Source organism: Saccharothrix syringae (assembly GCF_009498035.1).
GTDB classification, from domain to species: domain Bacteria; phylum Actinomycetota; class Actinomycetes; order Mycobacteriales; family Pseudonocardiaceae; genus Actinosynnema; species Actinosynnema syringae.
The window spans coordinates 7,052,110-7,068,984 of record NZ_CP034550.1 but is presented as its reverse complement, the minus strand read 5'-3'; the positions used below and the strand labels follow the sequence as shown (position 1 = coordinate 7,068,984).

18 protein-coding genes are annotated in these 16,875 nt (G+C 75.1%); 10 read left to right on the top strand and 8 right to left on the bottom strand.

What is annotated here, in order from left to right; all coding sequences use genetic code 11:
• Nucleotides 1-3: 3 nt before the first annotated feature.
• From EKG83_RS29975 to EKG83_RS29960, 4 genes are all read right to left on the bottom strand, one after another.
• Entirely contained in the window at nucleotides 4-969 is a 966-nt protein-coding gene (locus tag EKG83_RS29975; RefSeq protein WP_033430226.1) for an AAA family ATPase, read from the bottom strand.
• Nucleotides 966-2,057 (bottom strand): DUF4350 domain-containing protein, encoded by a 1,092-nt coding sequence (locus EKG83_RS29970; protein ID WP_033430225.1) that lies wholly within the window; start codon nucleotides 2,055-2,057, stop codon nucleotides 966-968. Before EKG83_RS29970 ends, EKG83_RS29975 begins: the two co-directional genes overlap by 4 nt.
• Before the next feature lie 88 nt (nucleotides 2,058-2,145).
• A complete protein-coding gene (locus EKG83_RS29965) occupies nucleotides 2,146-2,724 on the bottom strand; it encodes a DUF4129 domain-containing protein (protein ID WP_033430224.1) in 579 nt (192 codons plus the stop codon).
• The gene (locus tag EKG83_RS29960) at nucleotides 2,721-3,797 is read right to left on the bottom strand and encodes a hypothetical protein (RefSeq protein WP_033430223.1); all 1,077 of its coding nucleotides are present in this window, start codon (nucleotides 3,795-3,797) and stop codon (nucleotides 2,721-2,723) included. Before EKG83_RS29960 ends, EKG83_RS29965 begins: the two co-directional genes overlap by 4 nt.
• Before the next feature lie 137 nt (nucleotides 3,798-3,934).
• On the opposite strand from EKG83_RS29960, the gene EKG83_RS29955 reads away from it, so the two are divergent.
• The 6 genes from EKG83_RS29955 to EKG83_RS29930 all read left to right on the top strand — a co-directional run bounded on the left by EKG83_RS29955 (nucleotide 3,935) and on the right by EKG83_RS29930 (nucleotide 7,394).
• The gene (locus EKG83_RS29955; protein WP_051765418.1) at nucleotides 3,935-4,777 is read left to right on the top strand and encodes a DMT family protein; all 843 of its coding nucleotides are present in this window, start codon (nucleotides 3,935-3,937) and stop codon (nucleotides 4,775-4,777) included.
• A gap of 95 nt (nucleotides 4,778-4,872) precedes the next feature.
• A complete protein-coding gene (locus EKG83_RS29950; protein WP_084716289.1) occupies nucleotides 4,873-5,376 on the top strand; it encodes a YbaB/EbfC family nucleoid-associated protein in 504 nt (167 codons plus the stop codon).
• Nucleotides 5,373-5,696: a type VII secretion target gene (locus EKG83_RS29945; protein ID WP_322746610.1), complete on the top strand. Its 324-nt coding sequence runs from the start codon at nucleotides 5,373-5,375 to the stop codon at nucleotides 5,694-5,696. The genes EKG83_RS29950 and EKG83_RS29945 overlap by 4 nt, the downstream gene beginning before the upstream one ends.
• Entirely contained in the window at nucleotides 5,693-6,394 is a 702-nt protein-coding gene (locus EKG83_RS29940; protein ID WP_033430222.1) for a WXG100 family type VII secretion target, read from the top strand. Before EKG83_RS29945 ends, EKG83_RS29940 begins: the two co-directional genes overlap by 4 nt.
• A 7-nt stretch (nucleotides 6,395-6,401) precedes the next feature.
• Nucleotides 6,402-6,986, top strand: coding sequence for a hypothetical protein (locus tag EKG83_RS29935; protein WP_153278539.1), 585 nt, complete (start codon nucleotides 6,402-6,404; stop codon nucleotides 6,984-6,986).
• 3 nt (nucleotides 6,987-6,989) lie between these two features.
• The gene (locus EKG83_RS29930) at nucleotides 6,990-7,394 is read left to right on the top strand and encodes a hypothetical protein (RefSeq protein ID WP_033430220.1); all 405 of its coding nucleotides are present in this window, start codon (nucleotides 6,990-6,992) and stop codon (nucleotides 7,392-7,394) included.
• A gap of 66 nt (nucleotides 7,395-7,460) precedes the next feature.
• Here the strand turns inward: EKG83_RS29930 and EKG83_RS29925 are convergent, their stop codons facing one another.
• Entirely contained in the window at nucleotides 7,461-8,207 is a 747-nt protein-coding gene (locus EKG83_RS29925) for a TetR/AcrR family transcriptional regulator (protein WP_033430219.1), read from the bottom strand.
• A 90-nt stretch (nucleotides 8,208-8,297) separates the two neighbouring features.
• Between EKG83_RS29925 and EKG83_RS29920 the strand changes: the two genes are divergently transcribed.
• The gene (locus tag EKG83_RS29920; protein WP_033430218.1) at nucleotides 8,298-9,029 is read left to right on the top strand and encodes an SDR family oxidoreductase; all 732 of its coding nucleotides are present in this window, start codon (nucleotides 8,298-8,300) and stop codon (nucleotides 9,027-9,029) included.
• 69 nt (nucleotides 9,030-9,098) lie between these two features.
• On the opposite strand, the gene EKG83_RS29915 is transcribed toward EKG83_RS29920, so the two are convergent.
• From EKG83_RS29915 to EKG83_RS29905, 3 genes are all read right to left on the bottom strand, one after another.
• Nucleotides 9,099-10,460 (bottom strand): alpha/beta hydrolase family protein, encoded by a 1,362-nt coding sequence (locus EKG83_RS29915; RefSeq protein WP_228122275.1) that lies wholly within the window; start codon nucleotides 10,458-10,460, stop codon nucleotides 9,099-9,101.
• 4 nt (nucleotides 10,461-10,464) lie between these two features.
• Nucleotides 10,465-11,025: an ArsR/SmtB family transcription factor gene (locus EKG83_RS29910; protein ID WP_033430217.1), complete on the bottom strand. Its 561-nt coding sequence runs from the start codon at nucleotides 11,023-11,025 to the stop codon at nucleotides 10,465-10,467.
• A gap of 80 nt (nucleotides 11,026-11,105) precedes the next feature.
• A complete protein-coding gene (locus tag EKG83_RS29905; protein ID WP_063741312.1) occupies nucleotides 11,106-12,629 on the bottom strand; it encodes a serine/threonine-protein kinase in 1,524 nt (507 codons plus the stop codon).
• 254 nt (nucleotides 12,630-12,883) lie between these two features.
• On the opposite strand from EKG83_RS29905, the gene EKG83_RS29900 reads away from it, so the two are divergent.
• The 3 genes from EKG83_RS29900 (at nucleotide 12,884) to EKG83_RS29890 (ending at nucleotide 16,825) form a co-directional block, all read left to right on the top strand.
• Nucleotides 12,884-13,789 carry a hypothetical protein gene (locus tag EKG83_RS29900; protein WP_153278538.1) on the top strand — a complete coding sequence of 302 codons (906 nt, stop codon included), beginning with the start codon at nucleotides 12,884-12,886 and terminating at the stop codon, nucleotides 13,787-13,789.
• Nucleotides 13,790-13,937: 148 nt separating this feature from the next.
• A complete protein-coding gene (locus EKG83_RS29895; RefSeq protein ID WP_033430215.1) occupies nucleotides 13,938-14,789 on the top strand; it encodes a DUF4082 domain-containing protein in 852 nt (283 codons plus the stop codon).
• A 158-nt stretch (nucleotides 14,790-14,947) separates the two neighbouring features.
• Nucleotides 14,948-16,825 carry a multicopper oxidase family protein gene (locus tag EKG83_RS29890; RefSeq protein ID WP_033430214.1) on the top strand — a complete coding sequence of 626 codons (1,878 nt, stop codon included), beginning with the start codon at nucleotides 14,948-14,950 and terminating at the stop codon, nucleotides 16,823-16,825.
• Nucleotides 16,826-16,875 lie beyond the last annotated feature (50 nt).

Genomic DNA, 16,875 nt, shown 5'->3' with positions numbered 1-16,875 from the left:
GCGTCAGCGGGGCACCGGGACGGCCGCGAGCACGCCGTCCAGGACCCCGTCGGTGGTGGCGCCCTCCATCTCGGCCTCCGCCCGCAGCTCCAGCCGGTGCCGCAGGGTGGGCCGCGCCAACGCCTTCACGTCGTCGGGCGTCACGTAGTCGCGCCCGGACAGCCACGCCCACGCCCGCGCGGTGGCCAGCAGCGCCGTGGCGCCGCGCGGCGAGACGCCCAGCCGCACCGCGGGGGAGTGGCGGGTGGCGCGGCAGACGTCCACCACGTACCCGATCACCTCCGGCCGCACCGTCACCGACCCCACCGCGCGCCGCCCGGCCGCCAGGTGCTCCGGGCCCGCGACCCGCCGCAGCGCGCCGAGGTCGCGCGGGTCGAACCCGTCGGCGTGCCGCCGCAGGACGGCGACCTCCTCGTCCCGGGTCGGCGCGGGCACGGTCAGCTTGAGCAGGAACCGGTCGAGCTGGGCCTCGGGCAGCGGGTAGGTGCCCTCGTACTCCACCGGGTTCTGGGTGGCCACCACGATGAACGGGTCGGGCAGCGGGCGGGCCCGCCCCTCCACCGACACCTGCCGCTCCTCCATCGCCTCCAGCAGCGCGGACTGCGTCTTCGGCGGCGTGCGGTTGACCTCGTCGGCCAGCAGCAGGTTGGTGAACACCGGGCCCTCGCGGAAGGAGAACTCCGCGGCGCCCGGGTCGAACACCAGCGAGCCGGTCACGTCGCCGGGCATCAGGTCGGGCGTGAACTGCACCCGCGCGAACGCCAGGTCCAGCGCGGTGGCCAGCGACCGCACCAGCAGCGTCTTGGCCACCCCCGGCACGCCCTCCAGCAGCACGTGGCCCCGGCACAGCAGCGCGAGGAGCAACCCGGTGACCGCCGCGTCGTGGCCGACGACCGCCTTGGCGATCTCGACCCGCAACGCCCGCAGCGCCTCGCGGGCCGCCTCGACCGGCACTTCCGCGCTCGTCATCCCCTGCGCACCTCTTCTTCCAGTTCGTCCAGCTCGTCGGCGAGGCGGACGAGGGCGGTCTCGTCGGTCGGGGCCGGACCGCGGAGCAGGTCGTGGACCCGTTCGGGTGATCGTCCGGTCCGGCGCGCGACCCGGTCGGCCACGGCGGCGGCGTCCGCGTCGGCGGGCAGGCCCAGCAGCGGGAGCAGCCGCCGCCCGGTCGCCTCCCGCAGCGCCGCCGCCGCGTGGTCGGTGGCCCGGCCGCGGCGGTAGAGCCGCGCGCGGCCCTCGGTGGTCTCGGTGGCGCGCACGACCACCGGCAGCGGCTCGGGCACCAGCGGACCCAGCCGCCGGCCGCGCCACAGGGCCAGCAGCACCACCGCGATCGCGAGCTGGAGCGCGCCGTAGCGCCAGCCCGCCGGCACCAGCTCGGTGAGCGAGCGGGTCCGTTCCGGCGCCTCCAGGCCCGGGGTGTACCAGAGCAGCACGTCGTCGCGGCCCAGCAGGCCCAGCGCCAGCGCGGCGTTGCCCTGCTCGTCGAGCGCGGCGTTCGTCAGCGGCGTCCCGGACCCCAGCGCGGTGGTGTCGCCGACGCGCGCCACCGCGGCGCCGGCACCGTCGCGGTAGCACCGGTCCCCGGTGTCGGTGGCGTAGAGCAGGCCGCCCGTCGTGGCCACGCCCGCGGCCCGCGCCTCGGCCAGGTCGCAGCCCGGTTCGCGGTCCTCGGGCCGGTCCCGGCCCACCACGCGGAAGTCCGGGTGGCGGCTCGGCGCGACGAGGACGACGTGCGCGGCGCCGAGGCCGGCCAGGCGGTCCGGGGCGAGGCGGTTGGGGTGGGTGACCAGGACGGTGGCGCCGGAGGCGTCGGGCAGCTCGGTCACCGGGTCCACGCGCACGCCGCGGGCCTCCAGCAGCCGGACCAGCGCCCGGCCGCCGGTCGGCTCGTAGGAGCGCGGGTCCAGCTCGCCGGCCTCGGTCGTGCCGGTCACCAGGGCGGTGGCGATCGCGGTGGTGCCCAGGAGCGCGGCGATGACCAGCGGGACCCTGGCGGCGCGCCAGATCCGCTTGGCGTCGGGGGAGGTGGAGGTGTCCTGGGCGGGGGAGGTCATGCGGGCACCCGGTCGTTCGGCGCTGTGATCACGCGGGTGCCCGTTCGCCCGGTCGCGGTCACGCGGTCGTCCGCTCGCCCCGCCGCGGTCACGCGGACACCCGCTCGTCCAGCGCCGCCACGACCCGGTAGCCCTCGGCCGTGGCCGGTCGCCCGCCGTACCAGACGTCGTCGAACACCCGGGCCGCCGCGTGGAAGTCGGCCGCGCGGTCGGGCAGCTCCCGCCCGGCCTCCGCGGCCACCTCGTCGACCGTCCGCTGCACGCGCGCGTCCAGCACGCCGCGCTCCTCCAGCTCCCTGGTGACGGCCCGGAACCGCTCGCGCACCGCGTCCGCCACCCGACCCGCGGCCAGCGCCTCCTCGGCCGCCGCCCGGTGGTCGGCCGCGGACCGGTCCTCCCCGGCGAACACCGGTCGCGCGCGTCGCCGGGTGCGGGCCACGGGACCCACGCCCCGCCGCACCACGACCGCCACGGCCAGCGCGAGCAGGACCAGCGCGACGAGCCCGACGACCCCGGGCCCGCCCGACCGCCCGAGGTCGTCGACCACCTCGCCCAGCCGGTTCAGCACCTTGACCAGGACCGAGTCGTCCGCCGCGCCGTACCCGGGGTCGGCCAGCTCACGGGCCGCCGCGTCGCGCGCGGAGTCCCGGTCGACCGCCGGGCTCACGGCTGCCGCGGCGGCACACCGGCGGCACGCGCCAGCATGATGTCCATGCCCTCCCGGCGGATGCGCCGGTCGAGGTAGAGCAGGACCTGCACCGAGGCGCTGAACGGGTAGACCACCGCGCCGGCGATCGTGCCGCCCAGCGCCGAGAGCAGCAGGGCGGTCGTCGTCGGCGCCACCACCTCGCCGCGCAGCGCGGCGCTGAAGTCGGTGCCGAGCAGGCCGAACGGGGCCTGGATGATCGACGACACGATGGCCGCGAGGACGAACGCGAGCAGCAGGATGCCGAAGGTGCGCCACCACACCCCGCGCACCAGCTCGCGCGACCGCCTCAGCGACTGCCCGACGGAGGCGTGCTCCAGCACCACGGCCGGGGTCACCAGGGCGAACAGCACCCAGACCCAGACGCCCGGCAGGACGCACAGCGCGAAACCGACCACCACCAGCAGGGTGTAGAGCAGGCTCACGCCCAGCAGCGGCAGCAGGCGGGGCTTCAGCTGCGCCCACGCCTCGGTGAAGCCGATCGGCTTGCCGACGACGGCCTGCCCGACGACGACGGTGATGAAGCCGGACAGCAGCACGGTGGTGAGGGTGGAGATCAGGAGCGCGATGCCGGAGGTGACCGCCGTCGACCAGAAGTAGGACTCCAGTTGCTCCAGCGATTCCCGGGAGTCGGCGTACGGGTCCAACGCGGTCATGAGGGTCAGGTCGTCGTAGACCGGCCACAGCAGGAGCAGGTTGACCAGCTGGGTGATCGCCACGACCACCGCGGAGCCGCCGAAGACCAGCTTGGGGTGGGCGCGCATGGTGGCGAACGAGCCGTCGAGGATGTCGCTGAAGCTCAACGGCCGCAACGGGATGACGCCGGGCTTGGGGGGTTGCGGCGGTGCCTGCCACCCCGGGGGCGGGCCGTACTGGCCGTGCTGCTGGTACTGGCCGTACTCCTGGTACTGGCCGGTGCCGTACTGGTCGGGTGCTCCCGGCCGGGGGTGCGCGTCGGGCGGCACGTGCGGCCCCGGCGCGTCGGGCGGTGTGGGCGGTTCAGGCGTGCTCGGGCCCGGCGGCGTGTCGGTCATGCGGTTCCCCCCTGGCTGATCGGTCGGCACATCGTAGACATCGCCGGGTCGCGGTCGAGAACCACAACGGGCGGGCCCGCGACCGCCCCGGCACTTCTCGCCCCTCGGACCCGCCGCGCAAGACCTACGCTGGTCAAGTGGTCGGGGTAGCGGTCCTCTGCGCCCTGCTGGGCGCGGCGTTCAGCGCGGTGGGCGCCGCGCTGCAGCACAGCGGCGTCCAGGACGTCGGCGACCTCTCCCTGCGCCGGATCACCACCCTGGTGCGCCACCGCCGGTGGCGGCTTGGCTTCTCGGTGCTGGTCGTCGCCGCGGCGATGCAGGTCCTGGCCCTGGCGCTGGCCCCGGTGACCGTGGTGGCGCCGCTGGCCGTCCTGGCGCTGCCGATCACCGCGCTCATCGACGTGCCCCGGTTCACCCCGGGGTTCGCGGTGGCGGTGCTGGCGGCGACCGCGGGCGTGGTGGTGTTCGTCGCGATCGCGGCGGGCTCGGCGGTGGCCGCGGAGGTCCCCGACCGGGTGGTGCTGCGGGCGGGTCAGGTGGTCGCCGGCGTGGTGTGCGCGTTCGCCGCCATCGGGTTGTTCCGCGGCGGGACGACGCGCGCCCTGGCGTTCGCGGCCGGCGCGGGCGCCTCCTACGGCCTGGTCGCGGTGCTCGTGCGGGACGTGGCGACGTCCCTGCCGCGCGTCCCGTGGGTGTCCGTCGCCGGTCTGGTCGTGGCGTTCCTGGTGGGTGCGTGGCTGATCCAGCTCGGGTACACCAGCGGGCCCGCCGACCTGGTGGTGGCGGGCCAGACGGTGGTGAACCCGGTCGTCGCGGCGTGGATCGGGGCGGTGCTGCTCGACGAGACCGGGGGCGCCGCTCCGGGCACGGGCGTCGCGCTGGTGGCGAGCGCCGCGGTGTCGCTGGTGGGCATCGCCGCCATCGCGCGGTTCCACCGCCTCCGGATGGCCGACCGGACCCGCCCCGCGCCCCGGAGCTGATCGGACCAAGTTGCCGCGTTCCCCTTCCCGCCCGCCTCCGCGTAAATACACTCCGCCATCACGGTGCTACGCCTCGTGATGACAGGTGGGCTGGAATGGACCAGGACATCCTCGACCCGGACGCCGCCCGGGAACGGCTGGCCGCGTGGCGGGGCCGGATCGACAAGCTGGCCGCCGACACCAGGGAGATGGGCGAGCGGCTGCGGGCCGTCCGGGTCACCGCCCGCGATCCCGGCGGGCTCGCCGAGGTCACGGTGGACTCGACCGGCGCGCTGGTGGGCCTGCGGCTGACCGACCGGATCGGGCGCGTGTCGCCCGACGTGGTCGCGCGCACCATCCTGGCCGCGCTCGGCGACGCCAGGAACCAGCTGGCCGACCGGTCGCGGGACATCGTCGCGGACACCGTGGGCGCCGAGTCGGCCGCCGGGCGGGCGATCGTGGAGAGCGTCGGGCGGCACCTGCGCGGCGCCCCGACCCCCGAGGGCACCGCCGCCCCGGCACGCCCCGCACCAACACGCCCCGCACCGACGCGCACAGCCGCCCCGAGCAGTGCGGACGACGAGGACTACGCCGGCGAGTCCTATTTGGACGAGAGGTGACCGTGGTCGAGGGATATGACGTCGACGTCGAGCAGATCCGCGCCCACGCCGCCAACGTCGAGGCGGTCCTGGCGCGGTTCGCGGCGGTGAGGTCCGCCGGCGCGCACATCAGGGGTGACACCCGGGCCTACGGGAAGCTGTGCGGGTGGATCTCCGGCGTCCTGGAGGACCGGCACGCCCGGCAGGACGAGCTGGTCGCGGGCGTGGAGCACAACCTCCGGCTGGTCGTGCGGCAACTGCGGGCCACCGCGGCGGAGTACCGGGCCGTCGACGACGACAACGCCGACCGGGTCCGGTCGGCCGGTGGGGGCACCCGGTGACCGGGGAGTCGCTGGTCGCCCCGGTGCGGTCGTCGCGGCAGGCGTGGACCGGGGCGAGCCTGGCCGACAGCGTCGAGGGCCTGGTCGACGCCATCAAGGCGGAGGGCTGGGTCGACGACGCGCTCGCGGGCGTGAACGCGGGCGTCGAGGTGGCGGCCGCGGCGATCGACCCCCTCAGCGCGCTGCTGGCCAACGGCCTGGGCTGGGCGATGGAGTACTTCGAACCGCTGCGCGAGGCGCTGGACGAGCTGACCGGCAAGCCCGACCTCGTCCGGGCGCACGCGGCGACGTGGCGGAACATGGCCACCGAGCTGTCGGCCATGGCCGCCGACCTGGGCACCCACCTGGACGGGGACCTGCCGTCCTGGGCCGGCGAGGCCGCGGACTCCTACCAGGGCCTGATGGTCCACAACGTCGACGCCCTCGGCGGGCTCGGCGCCACCGCGGCGGCGATGGCGGAGGCCACCGAGGGCGCGGGCGGCCTGGTGGAGCTGACCCGCGAGATCGTGCGCGACCTCATCGCGGACCTCGTCGCGCGGGTGATCGTGTGGGCGGGCGAGATGCTGCTCGTGTTCACCATCCCGGAGGTCCTGCCGCAGATCGCGGCCGCGGTGGTCAAGTGGGCGGGCCGCATCGCCGCCTACACGGGCGCCCTGATCAACAGCATGGTCAACCTGACGAAGCTCCTCAACGGCTAGGACCGCCATGACACCCAGACCCAGGACCGGCCGCGGGCGGCCGCGGGTGGTCGGCGGCGCGGGCGCGGGCAGGAGCGTGGCGGGCGCGCACCAGGCCATCGACGCGGCCAGGAGGGCGGGCGAGCCCACCGACCCGACCGGGGTGCCGACCCCGACCGACCCGAACCCGGCCGTGCCCGGCCCGGCGGGCCGGATCGCGCTCCGGCCGCCCAGCGACCGCCACCAGCTCAACCGGGTCAGCCCGAAGAGCCCGCCGAAGGCGGAGAACACGATCATCCTGCCGGAGGTCAGGGACGCGGTGCGGCAGGACATCGCCGACATCCAGGCGGGCAGGGTGCGCTGGGACCCCGGCACCAACAGCTACGTCACCGACGGCGGGCGCCGCTACAAGGTGGAGCCCAGCGGCACCGTGTTCCCGGTGGACGGTCCCGGTTTCGTGCGGTTGGACCGGTCGGAGTACAAGGCCCTGCAAGCGCTGATCCGGCACAATGGCGACCTCGCCGCCGCGCGGGCGAGCGTCGCCCGCGACCCGTCGATCCCGCCAGGGGCGTTCGAGCGGGCCGATGCCGTGTACGCGCACTACCGGAAGTGAGACATGGTCAGCTACAGCTTCCTCCTCGACCGCCTGCCCGACCCGGCCGACCTGCGCCGCGCGGTGTCCGAGGTGTTCGGGGTCGACCAGGCGGGCGTGCACGTCGGCCGGCTGTACGAGGACGCGGGCGGCCCACCGGCGACCCTGAGCTGCACCTACCTCGACCTGGACGGCGGCGACTTCCCGTGGCGGCTGGACATCGGCGCCGACGACACGGTCCCCGGACCGGGGGAGGCGCGGGCGGCCGCGGCCCTGTGCCACCGGTTCGGCCTGCGCGTCCTGCTGCCCGACGACGCGTCGGACGAGTGGTGGCGGCTGGTCACCGCGGAGGGGGAGCGGGTGGTCGCCGTCGACCCGGACCAGTTGGCGGAGGACCGCTACGTGCTGACCGGCCGGACGCACCCCTGACGCGGCCGACCCCGGCCCGACCGGAGGCGCGCCCGTCCGGACCGCGACCGCCGGCGACCGCGGTCCTCACGGCCGGTCGATGCGCTCCAACCACCGGTCCAGCAGGGCCGCCTCGACGGCTTCCAGCGCGTCGGTCCCGGCCAACGCCAGCTGTGAGCGCAGCCGGCGCGCCGCGTCGCGCACGGGGTCCGTCTCCACCGGCACGTGCGCGGCGGCCAGCACGGCCGCGAAGACCGCGTCGCGCGTCCGCCGCGACAACCCCGGGTCGTCGAACAGCGCGGGCTGGGCGATGAGGCTCAGCGCGGCACCGACGTTGGCGGGCAGGATCAGCTGCGCCGCCAGGCGCGGGGACGTGGTCAGCGCCCCGACGGCCGCGCACCGCACCAGGGTGGCTTCGAGCAGGTCCAGGACGCGCCGGTGGGCGACCGAGCCCGACCGCGGCCGCGGCGCGAACATCAGCTGGTAGACGGCGGGGTTCGCGGCGGCGAAGGCCATGTGGTCGTCCCAGCCCGCGTACAGGTCGGCGACCGGGTCGGCGGTCGCGCCCAGCCCGGCCTTGCGCCGCGCGTACCGCTCGAAACCCGCGTCGGCGACGGCGTCGAGCAGGCCCCGCTTGTCCCCGAAGAGCCGGTAGAGCACCGGCTGGGTCACCCCCACCTCCTCGCACACGGCCCTGGTGGCGATGTCGCCCTCCGGGGAGGCGGCCAACTGGCGCTCGGCGGCCTCGACGAGCGCGGTGCGCGCGGCGGCGTCGTCGGCGGGGCCGGCGGCGGTGCGCCGACGGCGCCGGGACACGTCGGGCTGATCCGTCATGAGATCAATGCTACGCGACGATGCTAGCTGTGCTATGGTCTTATCAACGCAACGAAATCGACGTAGCGTCGCTATCAAGGGAGTGGGACCATGACCGGACGGGCAGCAGTCGTCACCGGGGCCTCGCGCGGCATCGGTCGCGCCATCGCCACCGCCCTCGCCGCCGCCGGGCAGGCCGTCGTCGTCGGCTACGCCGGGTCCGCGGCCGCCGCGCGCGAGGTCGTCGACCACATCACCGCCGGCGGCGGCCGGGCCGTGGCCGCGCAGGCGGACGTGGCGGACGAGCGGGCGGTCGCCGCGCTGTTCGACACCGCGACCGAGGCGTTCGGCGGCGTCGACGTGGTGGTCAACTCGGCGGGCCGGATGTCCCTGGCGCCGATCGCCGAACTGGACCTGGCCGACCTCGACGACCTGCACCGCACCAACGTCCGCGGCACGTTCGTCGTGGCGCGCGAGGCGGCGCGGCGCCTGCGTCCGGGCGGGGCCGTGGTCATGCTGTCCAGCTCCGTGGTCGGCCTGCAGTTCCCCACCTACGGCGCCTACGCCGCCAGCAAGGGCGCGGTCGAGGCGATGACCATGGTGCTGGCCCGCGAGCTGCGCGGGCGCGACATCACGGTCAACGCGGTCGCGCCCGGCCCCACCGCCACCGAGCTGTTCCTCGACGGCAAGGACGAGGAGACCGTGGCGCGCCTGGCCAAGCAGCCGCCGCTGGAACGGCTCGGCACCCCGGAGGACATCGCGCGCGTGGTGGCGTTCCTCGCCGGCCCGGACGGCCGCTGGGTCAACGGGCAGGTGCTGCGCGCCAACGGCGGCATCGCCTGACGGGCGCGTCGTCCAACGGGCGCCTCGGCTGCCCGGTGCCGGCCCGACCGGTGGCGGTGGAGCGCCGCCTCACGGCACCAGCAGACCCCAGTGGACCGCCCACGGCACGAACACCGCGCCGCCGGTGACCAGCAGGGCGAGCCGCACCCGGTGCGCCCGGGACAGCGCGGACCGGGCCCGCCACGACGTGACGGCCGTGGCGGCGGTCGCGGCGGTGGTGGCCAGCGCGAGCAGGTGGAGCACCAGCCACGGGATCGGGCGCCCCAGCACCACCGGGCCGAGGTCCCTGGCGCCACCGGAGGCGAGGTGGACGAGGTAGGCGACCAGCCCGAGCACGCTCAGCAGGCCGGTCGTGGCCGCCCAGCGCGCGGGGCGCACGGGACCGCGCCACCGCCTGACCGCCGCGCTCGACGCGTAACCGAGGAACGCGGCCAGCAGCAGCGCGACGACGGCGAGCTGCACGCCGGGTGAACCGGCCTCGACGGGCGCGCTCGCCCGCTCCTGGTGCGGCAGCGGGCCGGTGGGCGGTTCGACGGCGCGCCCGTTGACCCAGGAGGCCACCAGTTCCAGGTACTCGGGGGACACCTCGTCGCCGCGCTGGAAGCCGTCCGGTGACAGGCGCATCGTGTGGTCGGCCCCGGGCACGGCGCGCAGCGCGTAGCGGGTGTTGCCGCCCCGGTCCAGCGCCTCCTGGAAGACGCGCATGCTCTCGGCGCCGGGGATCACCCGGTCGAGGGCTCCCCACAGCCCCAGCACCGGCTGGGCGACCCGGGCCAGCACCGGCGCCGGGTCGTAGCCGGCCTCGGGGAACAGGCCCGCGCCGACGAGCAGGCCCAGGGTGGTGCGCGAGACGGTGCCCACCAGGGACCCGGACACCCCGGCGGCGGTCAGCCGGTTGACCAGGTTCCACGACTGCTGGCGCTCGGGCGACGTGCCGGGCGCCCCGACCGCGACGACGAACGCCACGTCGGCCGACCGCGACGCGGCCAGCGGCGCCACCCAGCCGCCCTCGCTGACACCCCACAGGCCGGTCCGGGCGGGATCGACGTCCGGACGGGACCGCAGTGCCCGCACCCCGGCCAGCGCGTCGTCGGCCAGCAGCGAGAAGTCGACGTCGGACCTGGACGCCCTGGGGCGCTTGTCGTAGACCAGCGTCACGATGCCGGCGCGCGCGAACGCCTCGGCCTCCGCCCGGTAGCCGTCCCGCGTGACGCGACCGGAACCGTGCACCATCACCACGGCGGGTCGGGGTGGGCCGGGGGTGGCCGGTGCGAGGACCGTGCCGCGCAGGACCAGGTCACCGCTGGAGAAGGTGATCTCCTGCTCGGTCAACCCCGTCGGCGCGGCGTGCGCCGGCTGCGCGGACAGGACCAGGAGGGACGACAGCAGGACGAGGGCACGCCGGATCGGCGGTGTGCTTGCGGGGAACACGGTCTCACCCCTGTTCGGGTACCGGGAAGGCGAAGAACCGGACGGCGACCTGCCGGGCGCCCGCGGGCGTCTCCTCCACCGGTCGCTGGTAGCGCTTGAGCAGCGCCATGTACTCGTCGAAGAACTCGCGCAGCTCCGGCAGGGTCACCCGGACGGAGCCGCGCGAGTACGGCAGCGCCTCGGCCCACTCGCCCAGCTCGTCCCGCCGCGCCAGGAAGTCGGCGAACAACTCCTGGTCGGCGGCCAGCTTGAGCTGGTTCAGCTGTTCCAGCAGGGTGCGCACCTCCGGGTCGCGCGGCGCGCGCGGGAAGCGGAGGTCGTGCGCGGGCACCCGCCACCACCGCTCGCGCCCGTGGGCGCGTTCGGGCACCTCCTCGACGAAGGAGTGCCTGGCGAGCATCCGGAGGTGGTAGCTGGTGGCGCCGCTGCTCTCGCCCAGGGCCCGGCCCAGGGTGCTGGCCGTGGCCGGCCCGGATTGGCCGAGGTGGCGCAGGATCCGTTGGCGCAGCGGGTGCGCGAGGGTCCGCAGCTCTTCGACGTCGGTGATCTCGCGCGGGGCGACCATGGTGCAAAGGTAGCTTTGCAAAGGCGCCTTTGCAACCGGGGCGGAGGTGGGCGGTGGCGCGGTCCGGCCGTGCTCGCCGATCAGTCCTCGGTCATGATCGGCTCGGTCAGCTTCGCCCCGTCCGCCCGGCCGACGAAGCAGTAGGAGGCCCGGTCGGAGGTGCGGGTGCCGCTCTGGACGCGCAGCCGCCACGACTCGGCGGTGGGGATGACGACCCAGAACCGCAGGGTGGCCTCCTTGTCCTCGCCCAGCACCTTGTCCGACAGGAAGACCCGCGTGCACTCCGCGACGACCCGCCTGGTCAGCTCCTCCACCGGCGGGTACGGCGCCTCCTCGTCGTGGTCGCTGTCGTCGGTGACGCGGCGCAGCACCTCCACGTCGTGCGGGGCGTAGCAGCCGGTGCGCACCTCCGAGCCGATCCTCGGCGCCCCCTTCACCGGCAGCCAGTTCAGGCACTCGTTCTCCGACGTCACCAGGCCGTAGCGCGCGATGTCGCCGTCGGGGCCGATGGTCAGCACCGGCTGCATGGCCGGTGACGACGTGGGCGGGGCGGACGACGACGTGGTCGAGGTCCCGGAAGTGGTCGGCGGGGTGGTCGTCGGGTCCGGGACGCCCAGGGTGAAGTACGGCTTGAACACCGTGGCGTACAGCAGGACCAGCGCGCCGATCACGAACAGCGGGGTCAGCGTCGCGGACAGGACCAGGCCCGTCCGGCGCCGGCGGTCGGGTGCCGGAACCGCCGGCGCCGGTGCCGTGCGCACGGTCGGCTGGTCGACCCGCGCGGTCGGGTCCGGGTCGGCCGCCAGCGCCCGCTCGACCAGCCGGTGGGCCCGGTCCGCCCGCAGGCGCAGCTCCGGGTCCGGTTCGAGCAGGCCGGTGATCAGCTCGGCCAGCGGCCCCGGCGTCAACCGCGGCCGCGGGCGCTCGGTCATCACCGCGAGCATGGTCGCCGACGTGCTGTCCCGGTCGAACGGCCCGTACCCCTCGGTGGCGAAGAACAGCGTCGCGCCCAGCGCCCACAGGTCCCACGAGGGCGACGCCGGCCCGCCGGAGAGCCGTTCCGGCGACATGTACGCGGGCGAGCCGATCAGCGAGCCGGTGGCGGTGAGCCGGGGGTCGTCGAGCGACTGGGCGATGCCGAAGTCGGTCAGCTTCGCCGACCCCTTGGCGGGCACCATCACGTTGCCGGGCTTGACGTCCCGGTGCACCACCCCGGCCTCGTGGGCCGCCTCCAGCGCCGACAGCAGCTGCGCCGCCAGCCGCGCCGCGGCCCGCGCGTCGAGCGGACCGCCTCGCTCGACCAGCTCGGTCAGCGTCGGCGCCCGGATCAGCTCCATCACGATGTAGGTCTGGTCGTCCTCCTTGACCAGGTCGTGGACCGTGACCACGGCCGGGTCGGCCAACCCGCCCGCGATCCGCGCCTCCCGCAGCACCCGCTCCCGGTAGACCGCCCGCTCGGCGGCGGGCACGCCGCCGGGGATCACCAGCTCCTTGACGGCGACGTCCCGGTCGAGCACGGTGTCCCGCCCGAGCCACACGGCCCCCATGCCACCCCGGCCCAGCTCGCGGACCAGCCGGTAGCGCCCGTTGCCCACCTCACGCATGGTCGGGGAGTCTCGCAGCCCCGCGCGGCCCCGCGGCAGGGCGGGCGCGACAGTGCCCCTGGTCGGCGCAACGCCTTCTCCCGGTGGGCACCCGGTGAACGGTCCCGGGTTCTGTCAATGACCTCTCGGTGGAAATAATTCCGGCTATTCCCGGCGGTTGACGACGCGAATGGCGGCATTGCGGTCCCGGCGGGTTTTTCCCTATGTTTCGGATTTCAGGGTGCTCCACCGGAACAGGACGAGGAGTGCATTCCATGCGACGAAGATGGCAGGTCATCGCGGCATGCGTGCTCGCGCTGGTAATTCCCGGCGCCACCGGGGCGGTCGGCACCGCGAATGCCGCCGACGACTGCGCGGGCATGACCTGGACGGTCCGGGACAACCAGTGGGGCGCCGACCCGGTGCTGGTCGGCGCGGACGATTCCACGAACGCCTACGAGGGCGACACGCCGTGCGACGCGCCGCTCCCGGTGCTGTGCCTGGAGAAGGCGGGCCTGCCGCTGCCGGCGGGGGTCGTGCCCGACTTCTACGCGGGCTGGACCGGCGGCCGGGCGAAGCTGACCCCGCCCGTGCCGGGCTACGCCCTCTACAGCCGCGCCGCGGCGGACGGGCTGTGCGCCGCGCAGTTCGGCGCCGGCTACCGGATGGGCGAGCACCACGACGGTGACGGCGGCTGGGGCTGGTGGGCCCTGGGCGACCTGCTGCGCACGTGGGTCGCGATCGACGACCAGCGGGCCAACCCCTGGGACACCACCACCGGCAACGCCATGACGTGGACGATGGTCACCAAGGAGTGGGGGCGCGACCTGGTCGACTTCAGCTCCGACGTGAAGACCGACGCCTACGCCGGCGACACGGCGGTCACCACCCGGCTGCCGGTGCTGTGCCTGCGCCAGGACGGCCGCGCCGCGCCGGACGGCATCCCCTTCGACTTCTACAACGGCTGGGCCGCGGGCGAGGTGGGGCTGACCCCGCCGGTCCGGGGCACGGCGCTGACCTCGCGCGCGACCGCGGACGCCCTGTGCGCCGCGCGGTTCGGCGCGGGCTACCGGATGGGCGAGCACCACGACGGCGGCGGTGGCTGGGGCTGGTGGGCCGCCGGTGACGTCGGCCGGTTCTGGGTCGCGATCGACGACCAGCCGGCCAACCCCTGGGACTGACCCGCGCGCGGTGCCGGGCCCGGCTGCCGCGCGGGCCCGGCACCGCGGATCGCCGGACGGACCGCGCCGCGCCGCCATCCGGCACAGCGCGGTCCGGCGAAGCGATCAACGGTGTAACGGGCCCCGGCGGGAGGTCGATCCCGGGGGCGTGAAGCGCATCCTCGCCGCCCTGTCCGCCCTGACCCTGACCGGAACCCTGCTGACCGGCACGGCCCACGCCGCTCCGGTGGCCGGGGGCTACACGCCGTCCAACGGCGCCAGGGTCGCCCTGGACGTGCCGCTGCTGATCGCCGGGGGCGCCACCAACGGCGAGTCCGGCGACGTCACCGCCGTCGACATCACCTTCGACGGCGGGCAAACGTGGCTGCCGACGGAGTACCAGGGGGAGCGGTGGCTCTACCGCTACACCCCGACCGAGGAGGGCGAGGTCACCTACCACCTGCGCGCGTGGGGCTCCGGCGGCCCGGGCGGGGTGCGCGGCCCGTTCCGGTTCTTCGCCGGCGGCACGGCTGAACCCCCCACCCCCGACTGCCCCTGCCTGCTGGGCCTGCCGGCGCTGCCCCACCGGCCGGAGGTCGACGACCCCGACCAGGCCCCCGTGGAGGTGGGCGTGCGGGTGCGGGTCGACAGCCCCGGGTACCTCGTCGGCGCGTTCATCCACCGCGGGACCCACACCGGTCCGCTGACCGCGCACCTGTGGTCGGCGGACGGGACGCTGCTCGCCGAGGCGGTCTCCCCGGCCGAGCGGTACGTGAGCGACGTGGACTTCCCGACGCCCGTCCCGGTGGTGCCGGGCCAGGAGTACGTCGTCTCCTACTTCACCCCGGCGGGCGGGTACCGCGTGACGGAGGACTACTTCAGCGCCGCCATGGCGACCGCGCCGTACGCCACCTCCGAGGGCGCCGGCGTCTACTCCTACGGCGGCGGCTTCCCCACGCAGAGCTGGAACAACAGCAACTACTGGGTCCGGCCGATCATGCACACCCGCACGAACGGGTGAGCTAGGGAATTTTCCACCTCGTCGGTATCCCACGGGGTCCGCGCCGTTCTTGTGAAGTGTCGGGTTCCCCCGGTGGGGGAGCCGGGGGCCCGGCACAGGGGGAGAACGGCGCGGCGCCTCGGCGCCGCGCCCTCGACGTCGCCAGGGGGGCGATATCGATGACCGACGTCATCACCAGGCCCGCGGTCGCGGGCCCCACGTTCGGCCTCACCAAGTTCCTCGACCCGCTGCGGGTCCCGCCGGTGCTCCGTCCCCACCTGTGGTGGCACCACGACTCGCTGACCGTGACCATGGTCCGGACCGAGGTCCGGCTGCACTCGCAGCTGCCGCCCACCACCGTGTGGGCCTACGACGGGCACTTCCCCGGGCCGACCATCGAGGTGCGCGACGGCCGCCGCATCCGGGTCGCCTGGACCAACGAGATCGACGGGAAGGTGCCGCTGGTGGCGGTGCAGGCGCCGGTCGCGTCGGCGCCGCAGAACAGCCCCGGCTTCCGCAACCCCGACGGCTCGCTGCCCGAGGGCGTGTCGCTGATCGAGGGCGTGGCCGACCTGCCGTCGTGGAACGTGGTGCACCTGCACGGCGCCCACACCGGCGGCGGCAACGACGGGTGGGCGCACAACGCGGTGCTCAAGGGCGCCTCGCAGCTCGCGGAGTACCCGAACGTGCAGAGGTCGGCCACGCTCTGGTACCACGACCACGCCATGGCGGTCACCCGCTTCAACGTCCACGCGGGCCTGGTCGGCATGTACTTGATCCGCGACGAGGAGGAGACCGCGCTCGACCTGCCCTCGGGCGACCACGAGGTGCCGCTGGTGATCACCGACCGCAACCTCGACACCGACGCGGACGGCAACCCGACCGGGCAGCTGCTCTACAAGGTCCCGTTCGTCACCACCGCCGCGGGCGAGGTGCTGCACCTGCCGTTCAGCGGGCCGTTCACCCTGGTCAACGGGGTCATCTGGCCGCACCTGGACGTCGAGGCCCGCTGGTACCGCTTCCGCGTGGTCAACGCCTCGAACGCGCGCTTCTACCGGCTGCACCTGGTCGACGACGAGACCGGCGAGTCGCACGACGACGCCGTGCACCAGATCGGCACCGACAGCGGCCTGCTGCCCGTGCCCGCCGCGCTGCCCGACGGCGGCCTGGTCCTCGCCCCGGGCGAGCGGGCCGACCTGCTGGTCGACTTCTCGCGGCTGCGGGGCAGGCGGCTGCGGCTGACCAACGCCCAGCCGAACGCGGCGCCGGAGCCGGACATCATGCAGTTCCGGGTGGAGGACCGCACCCGGCACGACGCGTTCCGGCTGCCGGAGGTGCTGTCGCCGTCCTACGTGCGGCTGCACCACGGCACCACGGTGCCCGAGGACCACGACCACGTCTTCATCGCCCTGGTGCCGCCGGGCACCGCGGGCGAGGGCCACCCGCAGATGTGGGAGATGCAGGAGGTCACCGACCCCGAACGGGTGCCCGCCACCCTGCCCGCGGACGGGATCGTCCAGCTCACCGACCCGGCCACCGGGCTGGTGCGCACGTTCGAGCGGGTCGCGAGCCTGTTCGACGACACCACGAGCGTCTTCATCGACCACGGCCGGTGGGCGGTGTGGAACTTCCTCCACCTCGGCGGCCCGACGCACCCGATGCACGTCCACCTGAGCCGGTTCCAGGCCCTCGACCGCACCAACTTCCCGCTGGACCCGGCGACCAACGCGGCCGCGGGCTTCGACGTCGCCACCGGCGGCACCGCGACCCCGCTGCCCGCGCCCGGACCGGGCAGGCCGCTGGACCCGCACGAGCGGGGCTGGAAGGACACCTACCAGGTCAACGCGGGGGAGTGGCTGTCCATCGCGGGCCGCTTCGACTCCGCGACGGGCAACTTCATGTACCACTGCCACATCCTCGACCACGAGGACGAGGGCATGATGCGGCCCTTCGTGGTCATGCCCGCCGAGGCCGCCCGGTTCCACGTCCACCGCTTCGGCGGCGGCCACCACCACGGCGAGGCCGCCGGGGACACCCGCGGTTCCAGCGCGGCCTGATCCGCGCCCGCGCGCGGTCCCGGCCGGGGAGAGGCCCGAGGACCCGCGGG

Bases quoted from the DNA above. Each gene is read 5' to 3' on its own strand.
- EKG83_RS29975 (WP_033430226.1), bottom strand. From the start codon at position 969: ATGACGAGCGCGGAAGTGCCGGTCGAGGCGGCCCGCGAGGCGCTGCGG.
- EKG83_RS29970 (WP_033430225.1), bottom strand. From the start codon at position 2,057: ATGACCTCCCCCGCCCAGGACACCTCCACCTCCCCCGACGCCAAGCGG.
- EKG83_RS29960 (WP_033430223.1), bottom strand. From the start codon at position 3,797: ATGACCGACACGCCGCCGGGCCCGAGCACGCCTGAACCGCCCACACCG.
- EKG83_RS29950 (WP_084716289.1), top strand. From the start codon at position 4,873: ATGGACCAGGACATCCTCGACCCGGACGCCGCCCGGGAACGGCTGGCC.
- EKG83_RS29935 (WP_153278539.1), top strand. From the start codon at position 6,402: ATGACACCCAGACCCAGGACCGGCCGCGGGCGGCCGCGGGTGGTCGGC.
- EKG83_RS29930 (WP_033430220.1), top strand. From the start codon at position 6,990: ATGGTCAGCTACAGCTTCCTCCTCGACCGCCTGCCCGACCCGGCCGAC.
- EKG83_RS29925 (WP_033430219.1), bottom strand. From the start codon at position 8,207: ATGACGGATCAGCCCGACGTGTCCCGGCGCCGTCGGCGCACCGCCGCC.
- EKG83_RS29920 (WP_033430218.1), top strand. From the start codon at position 8,298: ATGACCGGACGGGCAGCAGTCGTCACCGGGGCCTCGCGCGGCATCGGT.
- EKG83_RS29910 (WP_033430217.1), bottom strand. From the start codon at position 11,025: ATGGTCGCCCCGCGCGAGATCACCGACGTCGAAGAGCTGCGGACCCTC.
- EKG83_RS29905 (WP_063741312.1), bottom strand. From the start codon at position 12,629: ATGCGTGAGGTGGGCAACGGGCGCTACCGGCTGGTCCGCGAGCTGGGC.
- EKG83_RS29900 (WP_153278538.1), top strand. From the start codon at position 12,884: ATGCGACGAAGATGGCAGGTCATCGCGGCATGCGTGCTCGCGCTGGTA.
- EKG83_RS29890 (WP_033430214.1), top strand. From the start codon at position 14,948: ATGACCGACGTCATCACCAGGCCCGCGGTCGCGGGCCCCACGTTCGGC.